At 65.3% G+C, this 20,901-nt stretch carries 16 protein-coding genes; 9 read left to right on the top strand and 7 right to left on the bottom strand.

Annotation, left to right across the window (positions count from 1 at the left end):
* Positions 1 to 26 precede the first annotated feature (26 nt).
* Together HKW67_RS18695 and HKW67_RS18690 are read right to left on the bottom strand one after the other, a co-directional pair.
* A complete protein-coding gene (locus HKW67_RS18695) occupies positions 27 to 494 on the bottom strand; it encodes an EVE domain-containing protein (protein ID WP_171227749.1) in 468 nt (155 codons plus the stop codon).
* Positions 495 to 835: 341 nt separating this feature from the next.
* Positions 836 to 2,062 carry a BaiN/RdsA family NAD(P)/FAD-dependent oxidoreductase gene (locus HKW67_RS18690; RefSeq protein ID WP_171226825.1) on the bottom strand — a complete coding sequence of 409 codons (1,227 nt, stop codon included), beginning with the start codon at positions 2,060 to 2,062 and terminating at the stop codon, positions 836 to 838.
* A gap of 82 nt (positions 2,063 to 2,144) precedes the next feature.
* On the opposite strand from HKW67_RS18690, the gene HKW67_RS18685 reads away from it, so the two are divergent.
* From HKW67_RS18685 to HKW67_RS18675, 3 genes are all read left to right on the top strand, one after another.
* Positions 2,145 to 4,205: a pyrroloquinoline quinone-dependent dehydrogenase gene (locus HKW67_RS18685; RefSeq protein WP_171226824.1), complete on the top strand. Its 2,061-nt coding sequence runs from the start codon at positions 2,145 to 2,147 to the stop codon at positions 4,203 to 4,205.
* An 82-nt stretch (positions 4,206 to 4,287) separates the two neighbouring features.
* The gene (locus HKW67_RS18680) at positions 4,288 to 6,765 is read left to right on the top strand and encodes a bifunctional YncE family protein/alkaline phosphatase family protein (protein ID WP_171226823.1); all 2,478 of its coding nucleotides are present in this window, start codon (positions 4,288 to 4,290) and stop codon (positions 6,763 to 6,765) included.
* Between the two features lie 9 nt (positions 6,766 to 6,774).
* Positions 6,775 to 7,860, top strand: coding sequence for an aromatic ring-hydroxylating oxygenase subunit alpha (locus HKW67_RS18675; RefSeq protein WP_171226822.1), 1,086 nt, complete (start codon positions 6,775 to 6,777; stop codon positions 7,858 to 7,860).
* Between the two features lie 34 nt (positions 7,861 to 7,894).
* Here HKW67_RS18675 and HKW67_RS18670 read toward each other — a convergent pair whose 3' ends face one another.
* Positions 7,895 to 9,265 carry an amidohydrolase family protein gene (locus tag HKW67_RS18670; RefSeq protein ID WP_171226821.1) on the bottom strand — a complete coding sequence of 457 codons (1,371 nt, stop codon included), beginning with the start codon at positions 9,263 to 9,265 and terminating at the stop codon, positions 7,895 to 7,897.
* Positions 9,266 to 9,454: 189 nt separating this feature from the next.
* Here HKW67_RS18670 and HKW67_RS18665 point away from each other — a divergent pair, with 189 nt between their 5' ends.
* Both HKW67_RS18665 and HKW67_RS18660 read left to right on the top strand, forming a co-directional pair.
* Positions 9,455 to 10,528 carry an NADH:flavin oxidoreductase/NADH oxidase gene (locus HKW67_RS18665; RefSeq protein WP_171226820.1) on the top strand — a complete coding sequence of 358 codons (1,074 nt, stop codon included), beginning with the start codon at positions 9,455 to 9,457 and terminating at the stop codon, positions 10,526 to 10,528.
* Positions 10,529 to 10,534: 6 nt separating this feature from the next.
* Positions 10,535 to 11,221 carry a J domain-containing protein gene (locus HKW67_RS18660; protein WP_171226819.1) on the top strand — a complete coding sequence of 229 codons (687 nt, stop codon included), beginning with the start codon at positions 10,535 to 10,537 and terminating at the stop codon, positions 11,219 to 11,221.
* A 113-nt stretch (positions 11,222 to 11,334) separates the two neighbouring features.
* Here the strand turns inward: HKW67_RS18660 and HKW67_RS18655 are convergent, their stop codons facing one another.
* Both HKW67_RS18655 and HKW67_RS18650 read right to left on the bottom strand, forming a co-directional pair.
* Positions 11,335 to 12,198, bottom strand: coding sequence for an alpha/beta fold hydrolase (locus HKW67_RS18655; RefSeq protein ID WP_206044494.1), 864 nt, complete (start codon positions 12,196 to 12,198; stop codon positions 11,335 to 11,337).
* Complete coding sequence (locus tag HKW67_RS18650) at positions 12,198 to 13,463, bottom strand: selenium-binding protein SBP56-related protein (RefSeq protein ID WP_171226818.1); 1,266 nt, start codon at positions 13,461 to 13,463, stop codon at positions 12,198 to 12,200. The genes HKW67_RS18655 and HKW67_RS18650 overlap by 1 nt, the downstream gene beginning before the upstream one ends.
* A gap of 68 nt (positions 13,464 to 13,531) precedes the next feature.
* On the opposite strand from HKW67_RS18650, the gene HKW67_RS18645 reads away from it, so the two are divergent.
* Genes HKW67_RS18645 through ilvD form a run of 3 tightly spaced genes read left to right on the top strand, consistent with a single transcriptional unit; the run spans position 13,532 to position 16,903 of the window.
* Positions 13,532 to 14,308, top strand: coding sequence for an SDR family NAD(P)-dependent oxidoreductase (locus HKW67_RS18645; protein WP_171226817.1), 777 nt, complete (start codon positions 13,532 to 13,534; stop codon positions 14,306 to 14,308).
* A complete protein-coding gene (locus HKW67_RS18640) occupies positions 14,301 to 15,203 on the top strand; it encodes an NAD(P)-dependent oxidoreductase (protein WP_171226816.1) in 903 nt (300 codons plus the stop codon). Before HKW67_RS18645 ends, HKW67_RS18640 begins: the two co-directional genes overlap by 8 nt.
* Entirely contained in the window at positions 15,200 to 16,903 is a 1,704-nt protein-coding gene (gene ilvD / locus HKW67_RS18635) for a dihydroxy-acid dehydratase (RefSeq protein ID WP_171226815.1), read from the top strand. Before HKW67_RS18640 ends, ilvD begins: the two co-directional genes overlap by 4 nt.
* A gap of 242 nt (positions 16,904 to 17,145) precedes the next feature.
* Here the strand turns inward: ilvD and HKW67_RS18630 are convergent, their stop codons facing one another.
* Entirely contained in the window at positions 17,146 to 17,619 is a 474-nt protein-coding gene (locus HKW67_RS18630; protein ID WP_171226814.1) for a hypothetical protein, read from the bottom strand.
* A gap of 89 nt (positions 17,620 to 17,708) precedes the next feature.
* On the opposite strand from HKW67_RS18630, the gene HKW67_RS18625 reads away from it, so the two are divergent.
* Positions 17,709 to 18,731: a class 1 fructose-bisphosphatase gene (locus HKW67_RS18625; protein ID WP_171226813.1), complete on the top strand. Its 1,023-nt coding sequence runs from the start codon at positions 17,709 to 17,711 to the stop codon at positions 18,729 to 18,731.
* 206 nt (positions 18,732 to 18,937) lie between these two features.
* Here the strand turns inward: HKW67_RS18625 and HKW67_RS18620 are convergent, their stop codons facing one another.
* Positions 18,938 to 20,866 carry a propionyl-CoA synthetase gene (locus tag HKW67_RS18620; protein WP_171226812.1) on the bottom strand — a complete coding sequence of 643 codons (1,929 nt, stop codon included), beginning with the start codon at positions 20,864 to 20,866 and terminating at the stop codon, positions 18,938 to 18,940.
* Between the last annotated feature and the right edge of the window lie 35 nt (positions 20,867 to 20,901).

Here is a 20,901-nt window from a genome sequence, read left to right as displayed (position 1 = left end):
AGCCTCCGAATCGGGTGGAATGCGTGTTACGAACGTCCTTCACTCATCGCGATGACCGTCTCCCACTCGTTGGGCCGCACCGGCACCACCGAGAGGCGACCGACCTTCACCAGCGCCATCTCGCTAAGCGCCGCACTGTTCTTGATCTCCGGCAACCCCACGGGATTGGCCAACTTCTTCACCGCTTTCACATCGACCATGAACCACGTGGGCGTCGCCGCGTTCGAGTCGGCATCGTAGTAATCGTGCGACGGATCGAGCGCCGTGTGATCGGGATAGCCCTCACGCACCACTTCGCAAATGCCGACGATCGCCGACGGCTCCGCGTTCGAGTGATAGTAGAACGCGAGATCCCCTTTCTTCATGCCGTCGCGCAGAAAGTTGCGCGCGCTCGAGTTGCGCACGCTGTCCCAGCACGTGGTCTGCTTGGGCGCCGCCAGCAGATCATCGAACGAGAACACATCCGGCTCGCTCTTGATCAGCCAATACCGCATCTCACCCGGCGCGCGCGCCGAGAACGCGGCGGCCCAGGCACCCTTCTCGTACGGCATCGACTTCGGCGCCGCTTTCTTGGCGGGCGACTTCTTGACGGGTGCCTTCTTAGCGGGCGCCTTCTTGACGGGAGACTTTTTTTCGGGCATCAGGACCACGGTATGGGGCTGGCAACGACAACAGCAACAGCGGGAACACGGATCTCAAAGGGATATCACGGACATCACAGATAAGCAAAAGCGATGAATCCACGAAGCCTGAATCACGCGCGCGGCGGCTTATCTGTGTGATCAGTGCCATCGTTTTTCAATCCGTGTTCAGGCTGTTGCTGGTCGGTGGGAAGTCAAACGGCCATAGCTGCGGCGGAAACGCCCGCCGACCGCCCCGTGGCCCACGCCCACAAGAAGTTGTAGCCACCGATCGGACCGAACGCGTCGAGCACTTCGCCGCATAGGAATAGTCCTTTGTGTCGACGACTCTCCATCGTGCGCGGATCGATTTCACTCAACGCCACGCCGCCGCCCATCACCTCGGCCTTCTTGTAGCCCTCGTCGCCATGCCAAGGCAGGTCACCGCGCACCAGGATGTCGATGAGCCGCAGGCGTTCATCCCGACGCAGTTCGGTGAGCGGTCGGGTGGGCTCCACTTTGGCCTTGGCCAGCAGCGCCGACGCGAGGCGATCGGGCATCTCGGCCCGCAGCGCGCCGGTCACCGTACGCGCGCCGTGCGGCTTGAGCGCCTCTTCCCATTCCCTCTCGCCGAGCGCCGTCCACTGCACGTGCACCTTGGCACTGGGTGCATGCCCGGCGCGGGCGCGCACCGCCACGTGTGACACGTTGAGCACAGAGGGGCCGCTGTACCCATGGTGCGTGAACAGAAATCCGCCGCGCCAGGTGGCCTGCTGGAGTGCACTCTTGGCCGTCAGCGACACCGTGAGGGAAATGCCCGAAAGGCCGTTGAAGGCGGCGTCGGTGGTGGTGAGTGGCGTGAGCGCGGCGTAGGTGGGGTGCATCGTGTGGCCGAGGGCCTTGAGCATGTTGAGCCCTGCCCCATCGCTGCCCGTGTTCGGGACGGAGAGACCGCCGGTGGCCACGATCACGGCTTCGGCCTTGAGCACCGTACCGTCGTCGACCGTCACCTCCCAGGCCCCGTTCACCGGCGCGATGTCCACCACTCGCGATTCCATGCGCAGACGCACGCCCACTTTACGCGCGTAGTCCAGCAGGCCATCGCGTACGTCGCGCGCCTTATGCGAGGCGGGGAAGAGCTTGACGGACTCGGTCTCTTCCTCGAGGGGGATGCCCAGAGTGTCCTCGAAGAAGGCGCGCTGCTCGGCCAGCGGCCAGGCGCGTACGATCTTCTTGAGCAGATTTGGTGAGGAATCCGTCACGAAACGCGACTCGTCGACCCGCAACGGGAGCACATTGCAGCGACCGCCACCGCTGATCAGGATCTTACGACCGCCGTCACGCGTTCCCTCGATCAACAGCGTGTCCGCGCCTTCTGACGCCGCAAAGATGGCCGCCATCGACCCGGCCGCCCCTGCCCCGATTACAATCACCCGCCGCATACGCACTCCACGCCTGTTGAGGAACTGCTGTTCAACAGGTAAGCTAGCGCATTCTCACGCCATGTCCTCTGCCCAGCGCCTCATGTCCCGTGCCCTCATCCCGCTCCTCCTTGCCGCGACCACGCTGCAGGCCCAGACGACCGGGCGCTCCGCCGACTGGCCCGTGTACGGCGGCAGCGAGGATCACACGCATTACAGTACGCTGAGTCAGATTTCGCCGGCCAACGTGAAGCAGCTGAAAGTGGCGTGGACGTTCGAGACGAAGGACGAGTTCACCGGCTCGGAGATGCAGGCGAATCCGATCGTGATCGACGGCGTGATGTACGCCACCACACCGAAGCTCCACGTCATCGCGCTCAATGCCGCGACTGGTGCGCCGATCTGGCGCTTCGATCCCAACAACGGGGCCGCGCCCACGTCGCGCATCCGCCATCGTGGCGTCGTCGTCACCGGCGATCGCGTGATCTTCAACTATCGTAATCGGCTCTACGCGCTCGATCGCAAGACCGGTCGCCCCATCAAGACGTTCGGCGACAGCGGATGGGTCGACCTGCGACAGGGACTGGGTCGGCCGGTGGAAGGGCTCTCGGTAAGCGCCAGCACGCCGGGCGTGGTGTTCGAGGATCTGCTCATTATCGGCAGTTCCGTGCCGGAGGCGCTCCCCAGCGCGCCGGGCGACATTCGCGCCTTCGACATCAACACCGGCAAGCTGCGCTGGAGCTTTCACACGATCCCGCATCCCGGTGAACCCGGCTACGAAACGTGGCCTCCCGATGCGTGGAAGATTGCCGGTGGCGCCAATGCATGGGCCGGCGTGACCATCGACACCAAGCGCGCCATGGTGTTCGCCGCCACCGGCTCGGCCTCGTACGACTTCTACGGTGCCAACCGACTCGGCGACAACCTGTACGCCAACAGCGTGCTCGCCCTCGACGCGCGCACTGGCAAGTACGTCTGGCACTACCAGGTGCTCAAACACGACCTGTGGGATCGCGATCTGCCCGCGGCACCCGCACTGGTGACGATCACACGCGGCGGCCGGAAGATCGACGCCGTCGCCCAGATCACGAAGACAGGACACACTTGGCTGTTCGAGCGCGAAAAGGGCACCCCGTTGTTCCCCGTGGAAGAGCAGAAGATGCCGGGCATCGCGCTTGGTGACGACAAACCGGCAGCCTCGCAGTTCTTCCCCACCATGCCGGCGCCATTCGCGCGGCAACAGCTCACGCGCAACGATCTCACCAATCGCACGCCCGCCGCGCGCGCTGCCGCGCTCAAGACGTTCAACGAATACAAAACGGGGCATCCCTTCGACGCGCCGAATACCCAGGGAACCATCGTGTACCCCGGCGTGGACGGCGGCGGCGAGTGGGGCGGCCCCGCGTTCGACCCGACCACCGGCCTGCTCTACGTGAACTCGAACGAGATGGCGTGGTTGCTCAAGCTCGTGCCGCGCAGCGACAAGTCACTGTACGCCGCGAACTGCGCCGGCTGTCACGGTGAGAAGATGCAAGGCTCGGCTGCCGGTCCCACGCTCATGGATATCGCCAAGCGTCGATCGAAAGAGCAGCTGGCCACGATCATCAAGGAAGGCACCGGTCGCATGCCGGCCTTCGGCACCGCACTCGAGGGCGGTGCGGTGAACGACATCGTGAACTACCTGCTCACCGGCAAGGACAACTCGGCCGCGCTAGTGGGAACCACGCCGTACATGCTGCCGTATCGCACCGCGTTCTTCGACATCTTCCTCGACCACGAAGGCTATCCCGGCATCAAGCCGCCCTGGGGCACGCTCAACGCGATCGACCTGAATGCCGGCACGATCAAGTGGTCGATCCCCTTCGGTGAATATCCGAAGCTGGCCGCCAAGGGCATCAAGAACACCGGCACCGACAACTACGGTGGCGCCATCGTGACCGAGAATGGTCTGCTGATCATTGCCGCCACCACGTACGACAACAAGATCCGCGCCTACGACAAGCGCAACGGCCGACTGTTGTGGGAGGCGAAGCTACCGGCTGCCGGCAACGCCACGCCGAGTACGTACATGGTGGACGGTAAGCAGTACCTCGTGATCGCCTGTGGTGGCGGTAAGAACGGCGCGCCGAGTGGGGGCACCTACGTCGCTTTCGCGTTGCCCTGATCCGCACAGGCGTTCGCATCAATGTCGTCACACCACGGAATCCCCCCTCGTCGGCGCCGTCGGTGCCGCGCATTCTCATGGGATGGGATACTCTGACTTCCTCGCGCGCGCCGTCGGCGTCAGCGCCGTGGCGTTCGCCTGTAGCGCCTGTTCGCAAGTCTCGTCCGATTCGGCGCCGACCAACGCCGCGGAACCGCAACGCCTTCCGACTGGCGCCATGCTCGACCCCGCCGGCGCCCGGTCCGACGTAGGCAGCTTTCCGCTCGCCGTCGTCGCGTCACCGGACTCGGCATATCTGCTGCTGCTCCTCAATGGTTGGCGACAGCAGGGCGTTCAGGTAGTCGACCGGCGCACGGGTGCCGTCGTGCAAACCGCCGAGCAGTCGGCCGCATTCATCGGGCTCGCCTTCTCGCCCGATGGACGCACGCTGTACGCATCCGGCGGAAACACGGATGCGGTCTATCGCTATGGCTGGAACGGCAAACGACTCGCGCGAAAAGACTCGCTCACCATCCGCACGAAGTGGAATGCGCGCGCGTCCGGCACGAGCTACCCGGCGGGACTCGCCGTGAGCCGAGACGGACGACGTCTCTATGTCACCGAGAATCTGGCCGACTCGGTGGCCATCGTCGACCTCGCCTCGGGCGCCGTCATCCAACGCGTGGCGTCGGGACGCTATCCGTATGCGGTAGTCGTCGGAGCGAACGGCGACGTCTTCGTGTCGAGTTGGGGAACACGCGATGTGCATGTGTTCCGCGAGCATCCGGACGGTCTCGTGGCCGAAACGCGTATTCCGGTGGAACGTCATCCGTCTACGCTGCTGCTCTCTGCGAATGGGGAGCGACTTTTCGCGGTGTCGGCGTCCACCGACGCCATCAGCGTGGTCGACACCCGCCGCCGCACGGTGGTCAGCACGCTGCGCGACCCGACGCCGGCCAATCTGGGGCAAGGCAGCACCCCGATGGGACTTCAGCTCTCCGGTGACGGCGCCACACTCTACGTCACGGAAGGTGACAACAATGCCGTGGCGGTGTTCGCGCTTAGCGCCGCAACGGCTGGACGCGGCAGCGGCGTGAAAGACTCGCTGTTAGGGCGTGCGCCCGTGGGGTGGTATCCGGTCGCCGCCGCGATCGTCGGTGACACGCTGCACGTGGTCGACGCCAAGGGACGCGGCACGGCACCGAATCCGCGACTACCGCAGCCGGGCGCGACCGACGCCGCCGCGAGGGCCGTGAGCTACACCGCCGGACAGATCAACGGAACGATCACCCGTCTCGCGGTGGCCGACCTTGGCGGCAGTAGGCTCGAGCAACTTTCGGCCCGCGTCGTGCGCGCCAACCACTGGGAAAATCGGGCGACCGCGGCGGGCATGCCGCCGGTCACGCACGTGATCTATGTGATCAAGGAGAACCGCACGTACGACCAGGTGCTGGGAGACCTGCCTCAGGGCGACGGTGACACGAGCCTCGTGTTTTTCCCGCGTTCGAATTCTCCGAATCACCATGCCCTCGCCGAACGCTTCGGTCTGTTCGATCGCTTCTTCGTGAACGCCGAGGTGAGCGCCGACGGACACAACTGGAGCATGGCGGCGTACACGACCGACTATACGCAGAAGACGGTGCCATCCAACTACTCGTCGCGCGGTCGCAGCTACGACTACGAGGGCACCAATCGCGGTCGCGTGCCCTTGGACGACGGCGACGACGACGCCGCGGAGCCAGCCAACGGATACCTCTGGGACCTTGCCCAGCGAAAGGGGATCACCTTCCGGAATTTTGGTGAGTTCGTTGCCCCTGAGAGGACTACCGGCGCGGCGCCGGCAGGCTATCGCGGTCTCAAGCCCTTCCTGCGCGCCAATACCAGCCGCGCGTTTCCCGGATACGATCTGGACATTCCCGATCAGCGACGGGCGGATGTGTGGATTTCTGAATTGCAGGGATTCGCCGCCGCTGGCGCGATGCCGCGATTGCAGATCGTCCGCCTTCCGAACGACCACACGTCTGGAGCGTCGGCCGGCAAGCCGACACCGCAGGCGTACATGGCGGATAACGACTTGGCGCTCGGCCGCATGATCGAGGCCCTCTCCAACACCGCCTTCTGGGAAAAGACCGCGGTATTCGTGCTGGAGGACGACGCGCAGGCCGGCCCCGATCATGTCGATTCGCACCGCTCGGTGCTACTGGTCATCTCACCGTGGGCGAGGGCGGGGCTGCATCGCCGGTTTGTGAACACGACCGACGTGATCGCGACCATGGAGACGATTCTCGGCTTGGATGCGCTGTCCCCGTTCGACCACTACGGCCGACCGCTTCGGGAGATCTGGCGCACGTCACCCGACGTGAGGCCGTATCGCGCCCTGACGCCGTCCGTGCCGCTCACCGACCGCAATCCCGGCCGTGGCCGCGGCGCCGACGAGTCACGACAGCTCGATCTGCGTTACGAGGACGTGGCCGAGGAGGATCTGTTCAACCGGATCCTGTGGCGGAGCATCAAGGGACCCGCCCACCCCTACCCCGGCCCAACGCGCATGTCCGCCGCGGAAGTGCTGCGAAGCTGGTAGCTTGTCGGGATGGCTCTCGTCTTCCCATTCGATCCGAACATCGAGCGCGCCGCGACCATTCCGGCGCGCTTGTACAACGATCCGGTGTATCTCGAGCTCGAGATGGAGCGTGTCTTCGCGCACAGCTGGCAGCTCGTGGGACGCGTGGACCAGGTGGCCGAACACGGGCAGTTCCTGACCGCACAGGTCGGGAACGACAGCATCGTCGTCCTGCGCGACGGCGAGACGCTGCGCGGCTTTCACAATGTGTGCCTGCATCGTGCGGGTCCGGTGGCGCACGGTTGCGGCAAGCGCAACACGCTGCAGTGCCGGTATCACGGCTGGACGTATGGACTCGACGGCGCGTTGCAGCGCGCGCCGGGCATGGAAGGCGTGGAATCGTTCCGCCCCGCCGACATGCAGCTCGTGCCAGTGAAGGTCACGACGTGGGGACCACTCGTGTTCGCGAACCTCGACGGCAAAGCACCGCCACTCGCCGACATGATGGAGGACATCCCGCAGCGGGTGCAGGCGTTCGGTTGCGAGCACATGCAGTACGTCACGTCGCGAAGCTGGGAGATCGCCTGCAACTGGAAGGTGTACGTGGACAACTTCCTCGAAGGCTATCACGTCCCGGTCGTGCATCCCGGCCTGCACAAGGAGCTCGACATGGACAACTACCGCGTGGAGCCACACCGGTACTTCTCCATCCAGCACGCACCGTTGCGGCCCGTGCACGGTGGCAATCCGGGTCGCATCTACGATCCGTCCACCACCGATTCACCCGAGGCCGTGTACGTGTGGATGTTTCCCAACATCATGCTGAACGTGTATCTCGGGCAGATGCAGACGAATGTCGTGATTCCCATGGGCCACGATCGCTGCAAGGTGGTGTTCGACTGGTACGCCACCAATCCGCCGGCAGACGCGTCGACGGATCCCTCATGGACGAAGTTGATGGCCTTCAGCGCCGAGGTGCAGGACGAAGACATCGAGATCTGCGAGACGGTACAGCGCAATTTGCGATCGCGCGTGTACGATCGCGGCCGCTACTCGGCGCGCCACGAGAACGGGGTGCACCATTTCCACTCGCTGCTGCACGAATTCCTGACCTGAACCCGCGCCGCTCGGTGCGCCCCGTGCTCGGTCGTTACCGCGCGTTGGCGCCGTTCACCGGGCCACCGTTGAAGAAGGCCTCCGGTGTCATCACGCCGTCCTTCTTGAACACCATGCCGTTCTTGAGCACGAACTTCACGTCGCGCAGCGCATCGATCGACTGGAGCGGGTTACCGGGCACGGCGATCAGATCGGCCCACATGCCCGGCTTGATGGGGCCGCGTGTGGTCGTCGTCTCGCTCACCTCGTAGCCGGTGGTCGTCATGGCGCGAAGAATGTCGGGCGCCGGAATGCGGGCAGCCTTCCACGTCTCAATGAACTCGATAGCCACTTCGCCACGCGTTTTGCCCGGCACGTAGTAGTCGGCGTCGGTGGAGAAAGTGATCGGTACCTTGTTCTCCCACGCATTGCGCAACATCAACACCGTTTGCGCGTAGCGTGCCTCGGTGGTGTGTCCAACCAGTGAGAGCGGCGTCTCGGTGCCCGCGCGGAAGATTCGCTTCTCCGCCATGATCTTGTGAATCGTGTCGTTCATGCCGTTATCATGGGCGATCGACCAGATCCCGGCATCGACGGCACGGTGTGCGCCGGCCACGGACTGCACGTGACCCTCGACCTTGAGACCGGCCTTCGCGGCTTCACGGATCACCAGCTTGATCTCGTCGGTGGAGTATCCCCACAGCTTGCAGTCCACACAGATCTTGATCACCCGCGCACCGACCAATGCGTTCTGTCGAACCGCTTTGACAATTTCGTCCGGCGTGTCGGCTTCCAGGTACTCGGGGTAGACGATCTTCCGATCGAAGGCCATCTCAGGATTGGGAGAAAACTGACCGCCCATCCCGCTAATGATGAGACCCGACGGAATGATGGTCGGACCGGGCACGAGGCCCTGCTCAATCCCTCGCCGGAGTGCGATATCGGCGTACTTGCCGTTGTTGCCCATGTCACGCACAATCGTGAAGCCGGACGACAACATCTGAATGCCGTTGGAGACGGCCTGAATCGCGCGGAGCGGCGTGTCGTCGAGGATGGTTGTGATGTAGTAGCTGTTGCGCTCCGGCACCTCCTTGTACGTCAGCGCCAGGTGGTTGTGCGCATCCACGAGCCCCGGCAACACCGTCAGCATGGACAGGTCGATCACCTGTGCATCCTTGGGGATCGCGACCGAGGGGCCGACCGCCAGAAAACGACGGTTCTGCACCAGGATAATCTGATTCAGGGCGACCGTCCCGGTGGCCGGATCGATGAGCCGGCCCGCTTTGATCGCGAGAATCGGGGCCGTACTCGCCACGGTATTGGCCTGCTGCGCCGCGAGTGGAAATGCGCTGAGCGGGAAGGCCGTCAGCGCAAGCGCAGCGACGGCACGGAGTGCGTGAGCACAGAGTGCGTGAGCACGGATCATGGCCTGTGGGATGAGAGGGCTGGGCAGCACGGCGGCGTGGTCAGCAAGGCACGGACACGCGGTCCTCGCCAGTATGCTGCGGTGTGGAATCTTCCGCCACCGCTACACCGCAGCCCGGCGATACTCGCTGTCGCCGTGGCGATAGCGCTATTTTCTCACGTCGCGAAACGCTCTCCCTAGATTCCCCGCATGTCCGCCCTCTTCTCTCCGATCATCCTCCGCTCGCTCACGCTGCGCAATCGCGTTGGCGTGTCGCCGATGTGCCAGTACTCCAGTGACAACGGCTTCGCGTCCGACTGGCATCTTGTCCACCTCGGTGCCTTCGCCACCGGCGGCGCGGGGCTCGTGATCACCGAAGCCACGGCCGTGACGCCGGAAGGGCGTATCAGTCCGCAGGATTTAGGCATCTGGGATGACGCGCACATTCCTATGCTGCGACGAATCACCGACTTTTGCCGCGCGCAAGGCGCCGTAATGGGTGTTCAGCTTGCGCACGCCGGGCGAAAGGCCAGCACGCGCCGCCCGTGGGAACGGCCCGGCGGCGCGGTGCCCGTGTCCGAGGGCGGCTGGGACAACGTGATGGCGCCCAGTGCCGTGCCGTTCTCGCCCGACTATCCGTCGCCGCATGCGCTTTCCCTTGACGGCATCGCGCACGTGATCGCGTCGTTTCGCGCGGGGGCGATTCGCGCGCTCGAGGCCGGGTTCCAGGTCGTCGAACTGCACGCCGCGCACGGCTATCTGTTGCACGAGTTCATGTCGCCGATCGCCAACCACCGCACCGACGCGTACGGCGGTTCTTTCGAGAATCGCATTCGCCTCACGCTCGAGGTGACCGACGCGGTGCGCGCCGTATGGCCCACCGAACTGCCGCTGATCGTCCGCATCTCGGCCACCGACTGGGCCGAGGGCGGATGGAACCTCGAGGAATCGGTGCAGCTGTCGGTGCTGTTGAAGGCCCGCGGCGTCGACCTCATCGACTGCTCGTCGGGTGGGCTGGCGTCGCATCAGCAGATCACGATCGGGCCCGGCTACCAGGTCCCGTTTGCGCGTCGCATTCGCGCAGATGCTGGGATCGCGACTGCTGCAGTCGGCCTGATCACCGACGCGGTACAAGCCGAACAGATTGTCGCGGACGGCAGCGCCGACATGGTGTTCCTCGCGCGCGAACTGCTGCGAAATCCGCGGTGGCCGCTCATGGCCGCCCATACGCTCGGCGCCAGCATTGCCTGGCCGCCGCAGTACGAACGCGCGCGTCTCCGGTAAACGGTCGTGACGACCAATCGACGCAATCACTATCGCCTGCTGCACGTGCAACCGGATGCGCCTGCCGCGGTCATCAAGGCCGCGTATCGGGCGTTGATCGCCACCCGTCATCCGGATGTGGGCGGCAACGAGTACGAGGCCGTACTGCTGAACGACGCGTACGCGGTGTTGTCGGATCCGGCAAAGCGCGCCGCCTATGATGCGCGACGGGCGGCGCGCACGGCCTCGCGGCACGGCACCGCCCAGCCAGCGGCCTCCGCACACCCGACACCACCCGCCCACGTGTGTCCGATGTGCCATCTTGGCCTGCCGTCGCACGTCGACCGGAACACGCGGTGCGCGCGCTGTCACGCGCCGCTCGCGCCCGTACGGGTCACCGGTTCGCGTGGGAAGCCGATGGATCGCCGGGGCATTCCGCGCGTCAGCAAGTCCGACTGGGCCATCATGTACGTCGACTGGCGCTCCGACGCGATCGATGTGCGGATGCGCGATCTCTCGCTCGATGGCATCAGTGTGTATAGCGGCCTCGAGCTGCCACTGCATCGCGTCGTGCGCATCGTCGGCCAGTCTTTCGATGTGGTAGCAACGGCGGTCGGCTGCCGGCGGCTCGACGCGGTGTTCACGGTCCACGCATCGCTGGCGAGCGCCCTCTTCGCCGAATCGACCGGCGGCTTCGTCTCGGCCACCGCCTGACGGCGGCGCAGCGGCCCAGCCGTGGCGCGCCATCTCGAGCATGGATTAGGAAGCCGCCAGCGTGGCACCGCAACATCAACGTCACCGTGCGCGGCATCGATCTCTCGAACGCGTCAGCCGGTGGCGGTCACTGACAGGAACGCCAGCAGTCGTGCGTTGACCGACGCCGCCGCATCATGCTGCACCCAGTGTCGGGCACGCGGCTCCTCGTGTCGCTCGAGCCTGGGCACCCACGCCTCGGTGCCCTCCGTAAGCACGGGCAACAGAAAGCGATCGCGCAGCCCCCAGATAAGCAGCGTGGGCGCCTGAATCGTGACCGGTCGCCTCGACCGAAGTTGGAGTAGCGCGCGATAGTAGTTGAGCGCCGCTGTCATCGCGCCCGGTCCGTCGAACGCGGCCAGGTACGCGGCGAGCTCCGCCTCGTTTTGCGCGGGCCCGCCGCGACGCAGCACGCGGCGCAGGAGCCACCGGTTGCCCATCGTGAGCATCGCTTCGGGCAGCCACGGCAACTGAAAGAAGCCGATGTACCACGAGCGCCGCTTCTGCGCCCAATTGTGTTTGAGTTCACGGCGAAACGCGAGCGGGTGCGGCGCGTTCATGATCACCAACGACGACACGACCTCGGGGTGATGCATGGCCACGTGCCACGCCACCAGTCCGCCCCAGTCGTGTCCGACCACGGTCGCGCGTTCGGCACCCAACGCGAGCACGAGGGCCGCCACGTCGGCGGCGAGCACGTCGAGGGTGTACGCCTCGACGCCGAGCGGCCGCTCGCTCTCGTTGTAACCACGAAGGTCGGGCGCGACCACGCGATATCCCGCCGCCGCCAGGGCGGGAATCTGGTCCCGCCAGCTATACCAGAAATCGGGGAACCCATGCAGCAGGATCACCAGCGGTCCGCGACCCCGCTCCACGTAGTGCAGCCGAATGCCATTGGCTTGCGCATATCCATGCAGCATTTCGGGATGGCTATGCACTAACGTCCCCAGGAGAATACGCTGCCGTGCGCCTTCGCCGGACCGGTCGCGCCATGCGGCCACGTGGCGCGGTCGAAGCGGACGCCGGGTTGCCTCGCGCCGCGATCGCGAAACGTCGAATCGATGGCGAGCGCGCCGGTGGCCGCATTCATCGTGACCAGCTGTAGCTGCGACTCTCCATCATTCACGACGAGGCGCCCGGAGGGAGCATCGAGCGCCATCCAGTGCGGCTTGAACGTGCTGTCGAAGTTCGCGCGTGACAGCTCACGCGGATGCATCGCATCGCTCACGTCGAGGGACACGACGGCATGCTCGTCGGGGATCGTCTGCACCCACGTGTTCCCCACCAGCACGGGCACCGCGCAGTCGAGTCCACCGAAGGCTTTCACGAACTCGACCCGCGGCTGTGGCGAGTCGAGCGCACTCACGCGATAGAATCCGCAGGTGAAGGTCGCCAGCAGCACCGTCTTGCCGTCAGCCAGCGGGCGCGGTTCGCCGGGGAACAGATGGTGCTGCTCGTTGTACTTGCCTGTCGGTGCGCCTTCATGCTGGTGCCCGTCGCCACCCGCGGTTTTCGGCAGCGGGATCGTATGCAGCAGCGCGAGATCGGAGAGACGCCAGACCTGCAGGTGCGCACCATGGTCGGCCAGCATGTCGGTGCTGGTGGAGACCACGCGATCGATCGCCGGCAACACCGCGAGACTATACGGCCGCATGTCGAGCGTATCGAAGCCGGTGGAGCGAGCGCTGGTTTCGCGCACCAACCGCCCCTGTCGATCGAGCTCCACCAACCCGCCCGGCGGCGTGTTGTTGGTACCGTGTCCCTGAAACGTGCCCAGCAGATGCCCGCCGGTGAGTTGCACGAACGAGTGCGGAAAGCTGTACTCACCGACGGTGGTGAACGAGCCGAGCAGCTTGGGATTCGCCGCCTGGTTCACGTCGAAGCGGAAGGTGCGTCCGGCGCCAAAGCCGTTGGCGAACAGGATGCCGTCGCGCTCCACCTGATGTTCGGTGTGGTGCGGGCCTGTCCCCTTCGCGCCGACCGGCACCGTGGAAATGACCTGTGCGTACGTGGCGGATCCCCGTCGCACATCGATCACAGCCAAAAAGTCCGAGCTCGTGGTATCGGCATCGCCCGTCCAGACGTACAGGAACGACGCAGGACGTGCGGGTTGCGGTCGCGGTTGAACGGCATCCGACAGCGCCACGAGAGCCATGGTGCCCGCGAATACGGCCAGCAGGACCCACCGTGATGTCTCCAGCATGTTGCACTCCAAGGATTGTCTCGCCGGGCGAGTGGACGATTCCCCTCCCCACCGGTAAGCTCTCCCGCATGACCTCCCCCGCAAGACCCGTCTGCCTCATCACCGGCGCAGCCACCGGTATCGGTGCCGCCTGCGCCCGCACCTTCGCCAGCCACGGCTGGGACGTCGGCATCTGCACGCTCGACGACGACACCCGCGCCGCGGCCGAGTCCGTCGCCAGCGAATGCACGGCGCTCGGGGCGCGTGCGGAGGTCGTGCTGCTCAATGTCACCAGCGACGACAGCTGCCACGCCGCCGCGGCCACGATGCACGAGCGCTTCGGACGCACCGACGCACTGGTGAACTGTGCTGGCACGACGCGCTTCATACCGCACGCCGATCTCGACGCGTTGCCGGAGAGTGAATTTGCGCGCACGTACGACGTGAATCTCACCGGCACCTTTCGCATGATCCGCGCCTGTCGCGATCTGCTGCGCGAGTCGGGACGCGGTGCGGTGGTCAATCTCTCGAGTATCGCCGGCACGGCGGGGCTGGGATCGAGTGTGGCGTACGCCGCGTCGAAGGGCGCGGTGAGTACGCTCACGCTGTCGCTGGCACGCGCGCTGGCGCCGCACATTCGCGTGAATGCTATCGCGCCCGGTTACGTAAGCGGCGGACTGCCCAGTCGCGTGCTCGACGGCGAGCAGCTCAAGGCCGTTGAGGAGAAGTATCTCGTCACGCAAGCGTTGCCACGGTTGCTCGAGGTGACCGAAGTGGCGGCGTTGGCGTACTTCCTGGTGGCGGGTGCCCCCGGCATCACGGGCGAAGTGATTCGGATGGACAACGGGTTGCATCTCTATGCCTGATATCGTGGCGCGACCTCGCGTCGGATTCATCGGTACAGGGCTCATCGGCACGCCGATGGTGCAGCGGTTGCTCGAGTGCGGCCTATCGGTGTCGGTGTGGAACCGCACGCTCGACAAGGCCACGCCGCTGGTGGAATTCGGCGCCACGTTGGCCGAATCGCCGCGTGCGCTGGCCGAATCCTGCGATATCGTGTGCTTGTGTCTCACCAACACCGTCGCGGTACACGACGTCGTATTCGGACCGCAGGGCATCGACGCTGTGCTGCGCGAGGGGCAGCTGCTGATCGATCTGTCGAGCATCGCGCCCGATACCACGCGTGAGATGGCCGAGCGATTGGCCGGCACTTGCGGTGCACGATGGATCGATGCGCCGGTGTCGGGTGGACTGCCGCTGGCGCGCGCCGGCAGACTCATCGTGTTCGCGGGTGGAAACGCCGACGACATCGCGCGCGCGGCCGCGGTGTTCGACGCGCTGTCGCAGCGGGTGACGCACATGGGCGGACATGGTGCCGGTCAGTTGACCAAGAGTTGCAACCAGATGATCGTGGCCTGCAATCTTGTGACGATCGCCGAGATGCTCGCCTTCGCGAACAAATCGGGCATCGACGCGGCACGACTGCCCGGCGCGATGGCTGGTGGTTTTGCCGACTCCTTGCCGCTGCAGGTTTTCGGCCCTCGCATGGCATCGGGTGTGGACGCGCCGCGCATCGGCGGACTCGGAACCTTCCGCAAGGACATCGACCAGGTCGTTCGCTTGGCTGGCGAGTGCGGGGCCTACGCGCCGATGGCAACACGCGCGGCGGCGCTGTTGCTGGAAGCCAGCCAGGTCGAAAGCATCGGCGCCGATCCCGATGTCTCACGCGTCATCAAACTGTTCGTCGACCACACCGTATGACCAAGCGCTTCCGCTCGGCCAACATTCACGAGGGCATGCTGCGCGCACCGACGCGGGCGTTTCTGCACGCCCTCGGGCAGGATGACGACGAGATCGCGCGGCCGCACATCGGCGTGTTTCACACGGGCGGCGAGATGAGCCCGTGCAACATGTTGCTGCGCGATCAGGCCCTGCATGCGAAAACGGGGATCTACGCCGCAGGCGGCATGCCGCACGAATGTCCGGTGGCGTCGGTGTCGGATGGATTATCGATCGCGCACAGCGGTATGCGCTTCTCGCTGGTTTCGCGCGAGATCATCGCCGACAGTGTCGAGGCATCCACTCGCGGACATCAGTGGGATGGTATCTTCGCGATCGGTGGATGCGACAAGAATCTGCCCGGCCTCATGATGGGCATCGTACGCTGCAATGTGCCCGGCGTGTTCGTGCATGGGGGCGCCGCGCTGCCGGGCCATTTCCGCGGACGCGATACGAACATCGGCGAAACGTACGAGATGATCGGCAAGGTACTCGCCAACGAAGCGACACCCGACGATCTGCGCGAGATCACGCATTCGTGTCTGCCCACGGCGGGGTCCTGCGCCGGTCAGTTCACCGCGAATACGATGGGCATGGTGTCGGAGGCGCTGGGGCTCGCCCCCATCGGCTCGAGCATGATTCCCGCTGTGTACAGCGAGCGGGCCCCGCTCATGCGTCGGGCCGGCGTCGCGCTGATGAGGGCCGTGATGGGCGACGGTCCGCTACCGCGCGACATCGTCACACGCGTCTCGCTGGAGAACGCGTGCGCCGTGGTCTCGGCTACCGGCGGTTCCACCAACGCCGCGTTGCATCTACCTGCGATCGCGCACGAGGCCGGGATCCGTTTCCACCTGGACGACGTGGCCGCGGTCTTTGCGCGCACGCCCCTGATCGCCGACCTGCAACCCGGCGGCCGATTTCTGGCGCGCGACCTGTACCACGTGGGCGGCGCCGGCGTGGTCATGCGCGCGCTGCTCGAGGCGGGCGCACTCCACGGCGACTGCCTCACGTACACGGGGCTCACGCTGGCGAAGGAGCTCGAGAGCGCGGCGCTGCCCGACGGTGACGTGGTACGCACGGTGGCGAACGCCCGCTCGACCGACGGCGGCGTGACCATGCTGACCGGTAACCTCTGCCCTGACGGCGCCCTACTGAAGACCGCGGGACTCACCACCCTGGTGCATCGCGGTCCCGCCCGGGTGTTCGAATCGGAGGAGCACGCCCAGGTGGCGGTGCGCGACCAGCAATACGCCCGCGGAGACGTGCTGGTGATTCGCAACGAGGGCCCGCGCGGCGGCCCCGGCATGCGCGAGATGCTCGGCATCACCGCGCTGATCTACGGTCAGGGTATGGGGGCCGACGTGGCCTTGCTGACCGACGGCCGCTTCAGCGGAGCCACCCGCGGCCTGTGCATCGGCCATGCGGGGCCGGAAGCGGCCGATAGAGGCCCGATCGCCCTGCTGCGCGATGGAGATATCATCTCGATCGACGCACGGCCTGTGGCGCGCCGTATCACGGTGGAACTCAGCGACACCGAATTGGCCGAGCGACTGGCCGCATTGCCGGCGGCCGTTCCGGTGCGACTCGGCGGGGTGCTGGAGAAGTACACCCGCCTGGTCGGCCCGGCGCATCAGGGCGCGGTGACGCACTCCGGCGCGGTGGAGTGGCCGATGGACGGATAGGGTCGCGCGTCGGTGTTACGGGGATAGCAACAGAATAAACGGTTCCTGACTGACACGGATACGAACGGATAGCAACAGACACGATGGATCCGCTCCGCGTGATCACCGCGCGATCCGGCTCGCGAGCGGCGACCATTCATTGTTTCTGTTGTTTGATCTGTTGCTATCAGTTCCTACCGGTTCGTATCCGTGTCAGTCAGGAACAGTCTGTTTCCGTTTGTATCCCGACCGACGAGCGAACCCTAGTGCGGCGCCGCTGCCATGGCGGGCATGCACATCACAAAGATCTGATACCGCGTCTGCCCCGCCGGAACCTGCAGCTTGTCGTTCACGCGCTGCTCGGCGTCAGTGCCGAGCAGGGCTTCGGCGTTGATGTTGAACAGGCAATCCGACTGCTCCCAGCGGAACCGCAGCGATCCCTCGTTCGGGGAATCCCGCGGGTCAGGCGTGCGCACCCACTTCGCCGCGCGCAGCAGTTCGTAAAAGCGGACCGCCTCTTTGTTCACGCCGATCTCTGTCCCGCCGGCGGCGGTAATCCGGCACCCGGCTACCCGCTTCTTGGTGCGCCAGTCGTCGATCGTATCGACCTCGACCTCGGCCAGCATGTGCCGCTCGGTGCGCAGAAAGCGCGCGGCTTCCGCGCAGGGCGCCGTGTCGGTCACGTGCGGCGCCACAAGAAGCGCCAACAGCGCAGCAATCACCATTGAGTCGATCACCCCCGCACCGTGGGAGCGGTGCTAGAATACGCGGAACCTTCACCAGCGCCGCACGGCGCGGCTCGTATCACTCTGTGGAGTCTAATACCATGCCCGTCGCCGGACGTGCCACGCTCGCGCAATTTCTGATCGAGGATCGCCGACGCGCCCCCGAGGCCACGGGCGACTTCGATGCGCTGGTCACCGACATCGCGCTCGCTTGCAAGGCGATCGCACGGCGCGTGGCCCATGGCGCCCTGCAGGGCGACGCGGGCGGTGCCGGCTCGCGCAATGTGCACGGTGAAGAGCAGAAGCCGCTCGACCTTGCCAGCAACGACCTCTTTCTACGCGCCACCGAGTGGGGCGGACATCTGGCCGGCATGGCATCGGAGGAACTCGAGCTCCCGTACGCCATCCCGTCGCACTATCCGCGCGGCAAGTATCTGTTGCTCTTCGATCCGCTCGACGGGTCGTCGAACATCGATGTGAACATGACGGTGGGCAGCATCTTCTCCGTGTTACGCGCACCGACTCCCGGTGCGCACGCGAAGCTCGACGACTTCTTGCAGCCCGGTTCCGCGCAAGTCTGCGCCGGCTATGCCGTGTATGGCCCCAGTACCATGCTGGTGATCACGATCGGACGCGGCACGCACGCCTTTACGCTGGATCCGGATCTCAGTGAATGGGTGCTGAGTCATGCGCATCTGCGGGTGGGTCCGTCGGCACGCGAGTTCGCCATCAACGCATCGAACAGCCGCTTCTGGGAGCCGGCCGTGAAGCGCTACGTGGACGAATGCCTGGCCGGCGTATCAGGACCTCGCGGCGTGGACTTCAACATGCGCTGGATCGCCTCGCTGGTGGCCGAAACGCATCGCATCCTCATGCGCGGCGGGGTGTTTCTGTATCCGCGCGACAGCAAGTCGGCTACGAAACACGGTCGGCTTCGGATGCTTTACGAGACAAATCCCATTGCGTTTCTCATCGAGCAGGCAGGCGGAATGGCTAGCACCGGTGAGCGCCGCATGATGGACGAACAGCCGACGGGGTTGCACCAGCGCAGCGGTTTCGTATTCGGCGCTAGCGAGGAAGTGGAGCGAATCGAGCGATATCACCGGGAGCTGGACGAGGCGTAGATCGCAAGCGTCGGCAACGGCAACAGCAACGGCAACAGCAACGGCAACGGCCAGAACACGGATCACACCGATATCACAGAATCAACACCGATAAGATGAAACGCGCTTTTTGCTTATCTGTTTTGGTTCTGTGCTTTCCGCGATCTCCGTGTTCTGGCCGTTGCCGTTGCCGTTGCCGTTGCCGTTTGTAGTTTCGGCGACTGGCGCTACCCGCCGATCGGCGACCCCGGACCGCGTGCCAGCCCTATCGTCGCAAACGCCGACGCGATCTCGTCGAGTGTGGCCGGTTCATCGATTGTGGGGGGCATCGTCCACGCGTCACCATCGGCGATCGCGCGCATCGTCTTGCGCAGCACCTTGCCCGATCGCGTTTTCGGCAGACGCGATACCACCAGCACTTGTTTGAGGTTGGCCACCGGTCCTACCTGATCGCGCACCAGCTGCACCAGCTCCGCCGAGAGCTCGGCGGCCGACCGCAACACACCGGCTTTCAATACCACGAGTCCCACCGGCAGTTGGGTCTTGAGCGCGTCGCGCACACCGACCACCGCGCATTCGGCCACGTCCTGATGGCTCGACAGCGCCTGCTCCATCGAGCCCGTGGACAGATTGTGTCCGGCCACGATGATGATGTCATCCACGCGGCCCATGATGAACAGGTAGCCGTCTTCGTCGATGTAGCCGCCGTCACCGGTGAGGTAGTAGCCGGGATAGCGCGTGAGATACGTCTCGATGTAGCGCGCATCATCACGCCAGAGCGTGGGCAACGTGCCGGGTGGCAGCGGCAGTTTGATCACCACCGCGCCCTCCTTGTTCGAGGGCAGCGCGCGCCCGTCTTCGTCGAGAATCTCGACGGTGTAGCCCGGCACCGGCTTGGTGGGCGAGCCAGGTTTCACTGGAAAGCTGGTGAGCCCCAGACAGTTGGCCGCTACCGGCCAGCCGGTTTCCGTTTGCCACCAGTGATCGATCACCGGCGTTTGCAGCAACGCGCGCGCCCAGTGATACGTGTCGGGATCGAGACGCTCGCCCGCGAGGAACAACGCCCGCAAGCACGACACATCGTACTTGGCGTAGAACAGTCCGGTGGGATCTTCGCGCTTGATGGCGCGGAATGCCGTCGGTGCCGTGAACAGCACGCGCACATTGTGTTCCTGGATGACCCGCCAAAAGCCGCCCGCGTCAGGCGTGCCCACCGGCTTGCCCTCGTGTACTACGGTGGTGCAACCGGCCAGTAACGGCGCATACACGATGTACGAATGGCCCACCGCCCAGCCGAAGTCCGACGCCGCCCAGAACACGTCGCCCGGTTCCACGTTGTACACATGCTTCATCGTCCAGAGTAGCGCGACGGCATGACCGCCGTTGTCGCGCACCACGCCCTTGGGCTGACCTGTGGTGCCCGACGTGTACAGGATGTACAACGGATCGGTGGCCAGCACCGGCACGCAGGGTACCGGCTCAGCGGTGGTCATGGCCTCCGCCCAATCGATATCGCGATCGGGCGTGAGATCGCAACGATGCACCTCGCGCTGCAGCACCACGCAATGCGCCGGCTTGTGCGCCGCCACCTCGAGCGCCTTATCCAGCAGCGGCTTGTACGGCACGATGCGCTGCACCTCAATGCCGCAGCTGGCCGTGAGTACCACCTTCGGCTGTGCATCGTCAATGCGGACCGCCAGTTCGTGCGGCGCGAAGCCGCCGAACACCACCGAATGCACCGCGCCGATACGGGCGCAGGCGTACATGCCGATGAGCGTCTCCGGCGTCATCGGCATGTAGATGATCACCCGATCGCCCTGCTCCACGCCAATCGAGCGCAATACGCCGGCACAGCGCGCGACTTCCTCTTGCAACTCGGCGTAACTGATCGTGCGCTTCGTGCTGGTGACCGGGCTGTCATAGATCACCGCCGCCTGCGCACCACGACCGTTCAGCACGTGCCGGTCGATGGCGTTGAAGCAGGTGTTCATTTGCCCGCCGCTGAACCAGCGGTACAGTGGTGCCGCCCGGTCGTCGAGCACGCGCTCCCAGGGTGTGTCCCAGTGCAGCGCCATCGCTGCCTCGGCCCAGAACTCCTCGGGATTGGCCTGGGCGGCGGCGTAGGCGAGGTCGTAGGCGCTCGGAGAGTCAGTCACAGTGCGGTCTCAGCCATTTCACGGGCCACGGGGTA

The sequence above is a fragment of the Gemmatimonas groenlandica genome, from assembly GCF_013004105.1.
Lineage (GTDB): Bacteria > Gemmatimonadota > Gemmatimonadetes > Gemmatimonadales > Gemmatimonadaceae > Gemmatimonas > Gemmatimonas groenlandica.
Note: the sequence above shows the minus strand (reverse complement) of the source record. Positions and strands in the feature narration are given on the sequence as shown.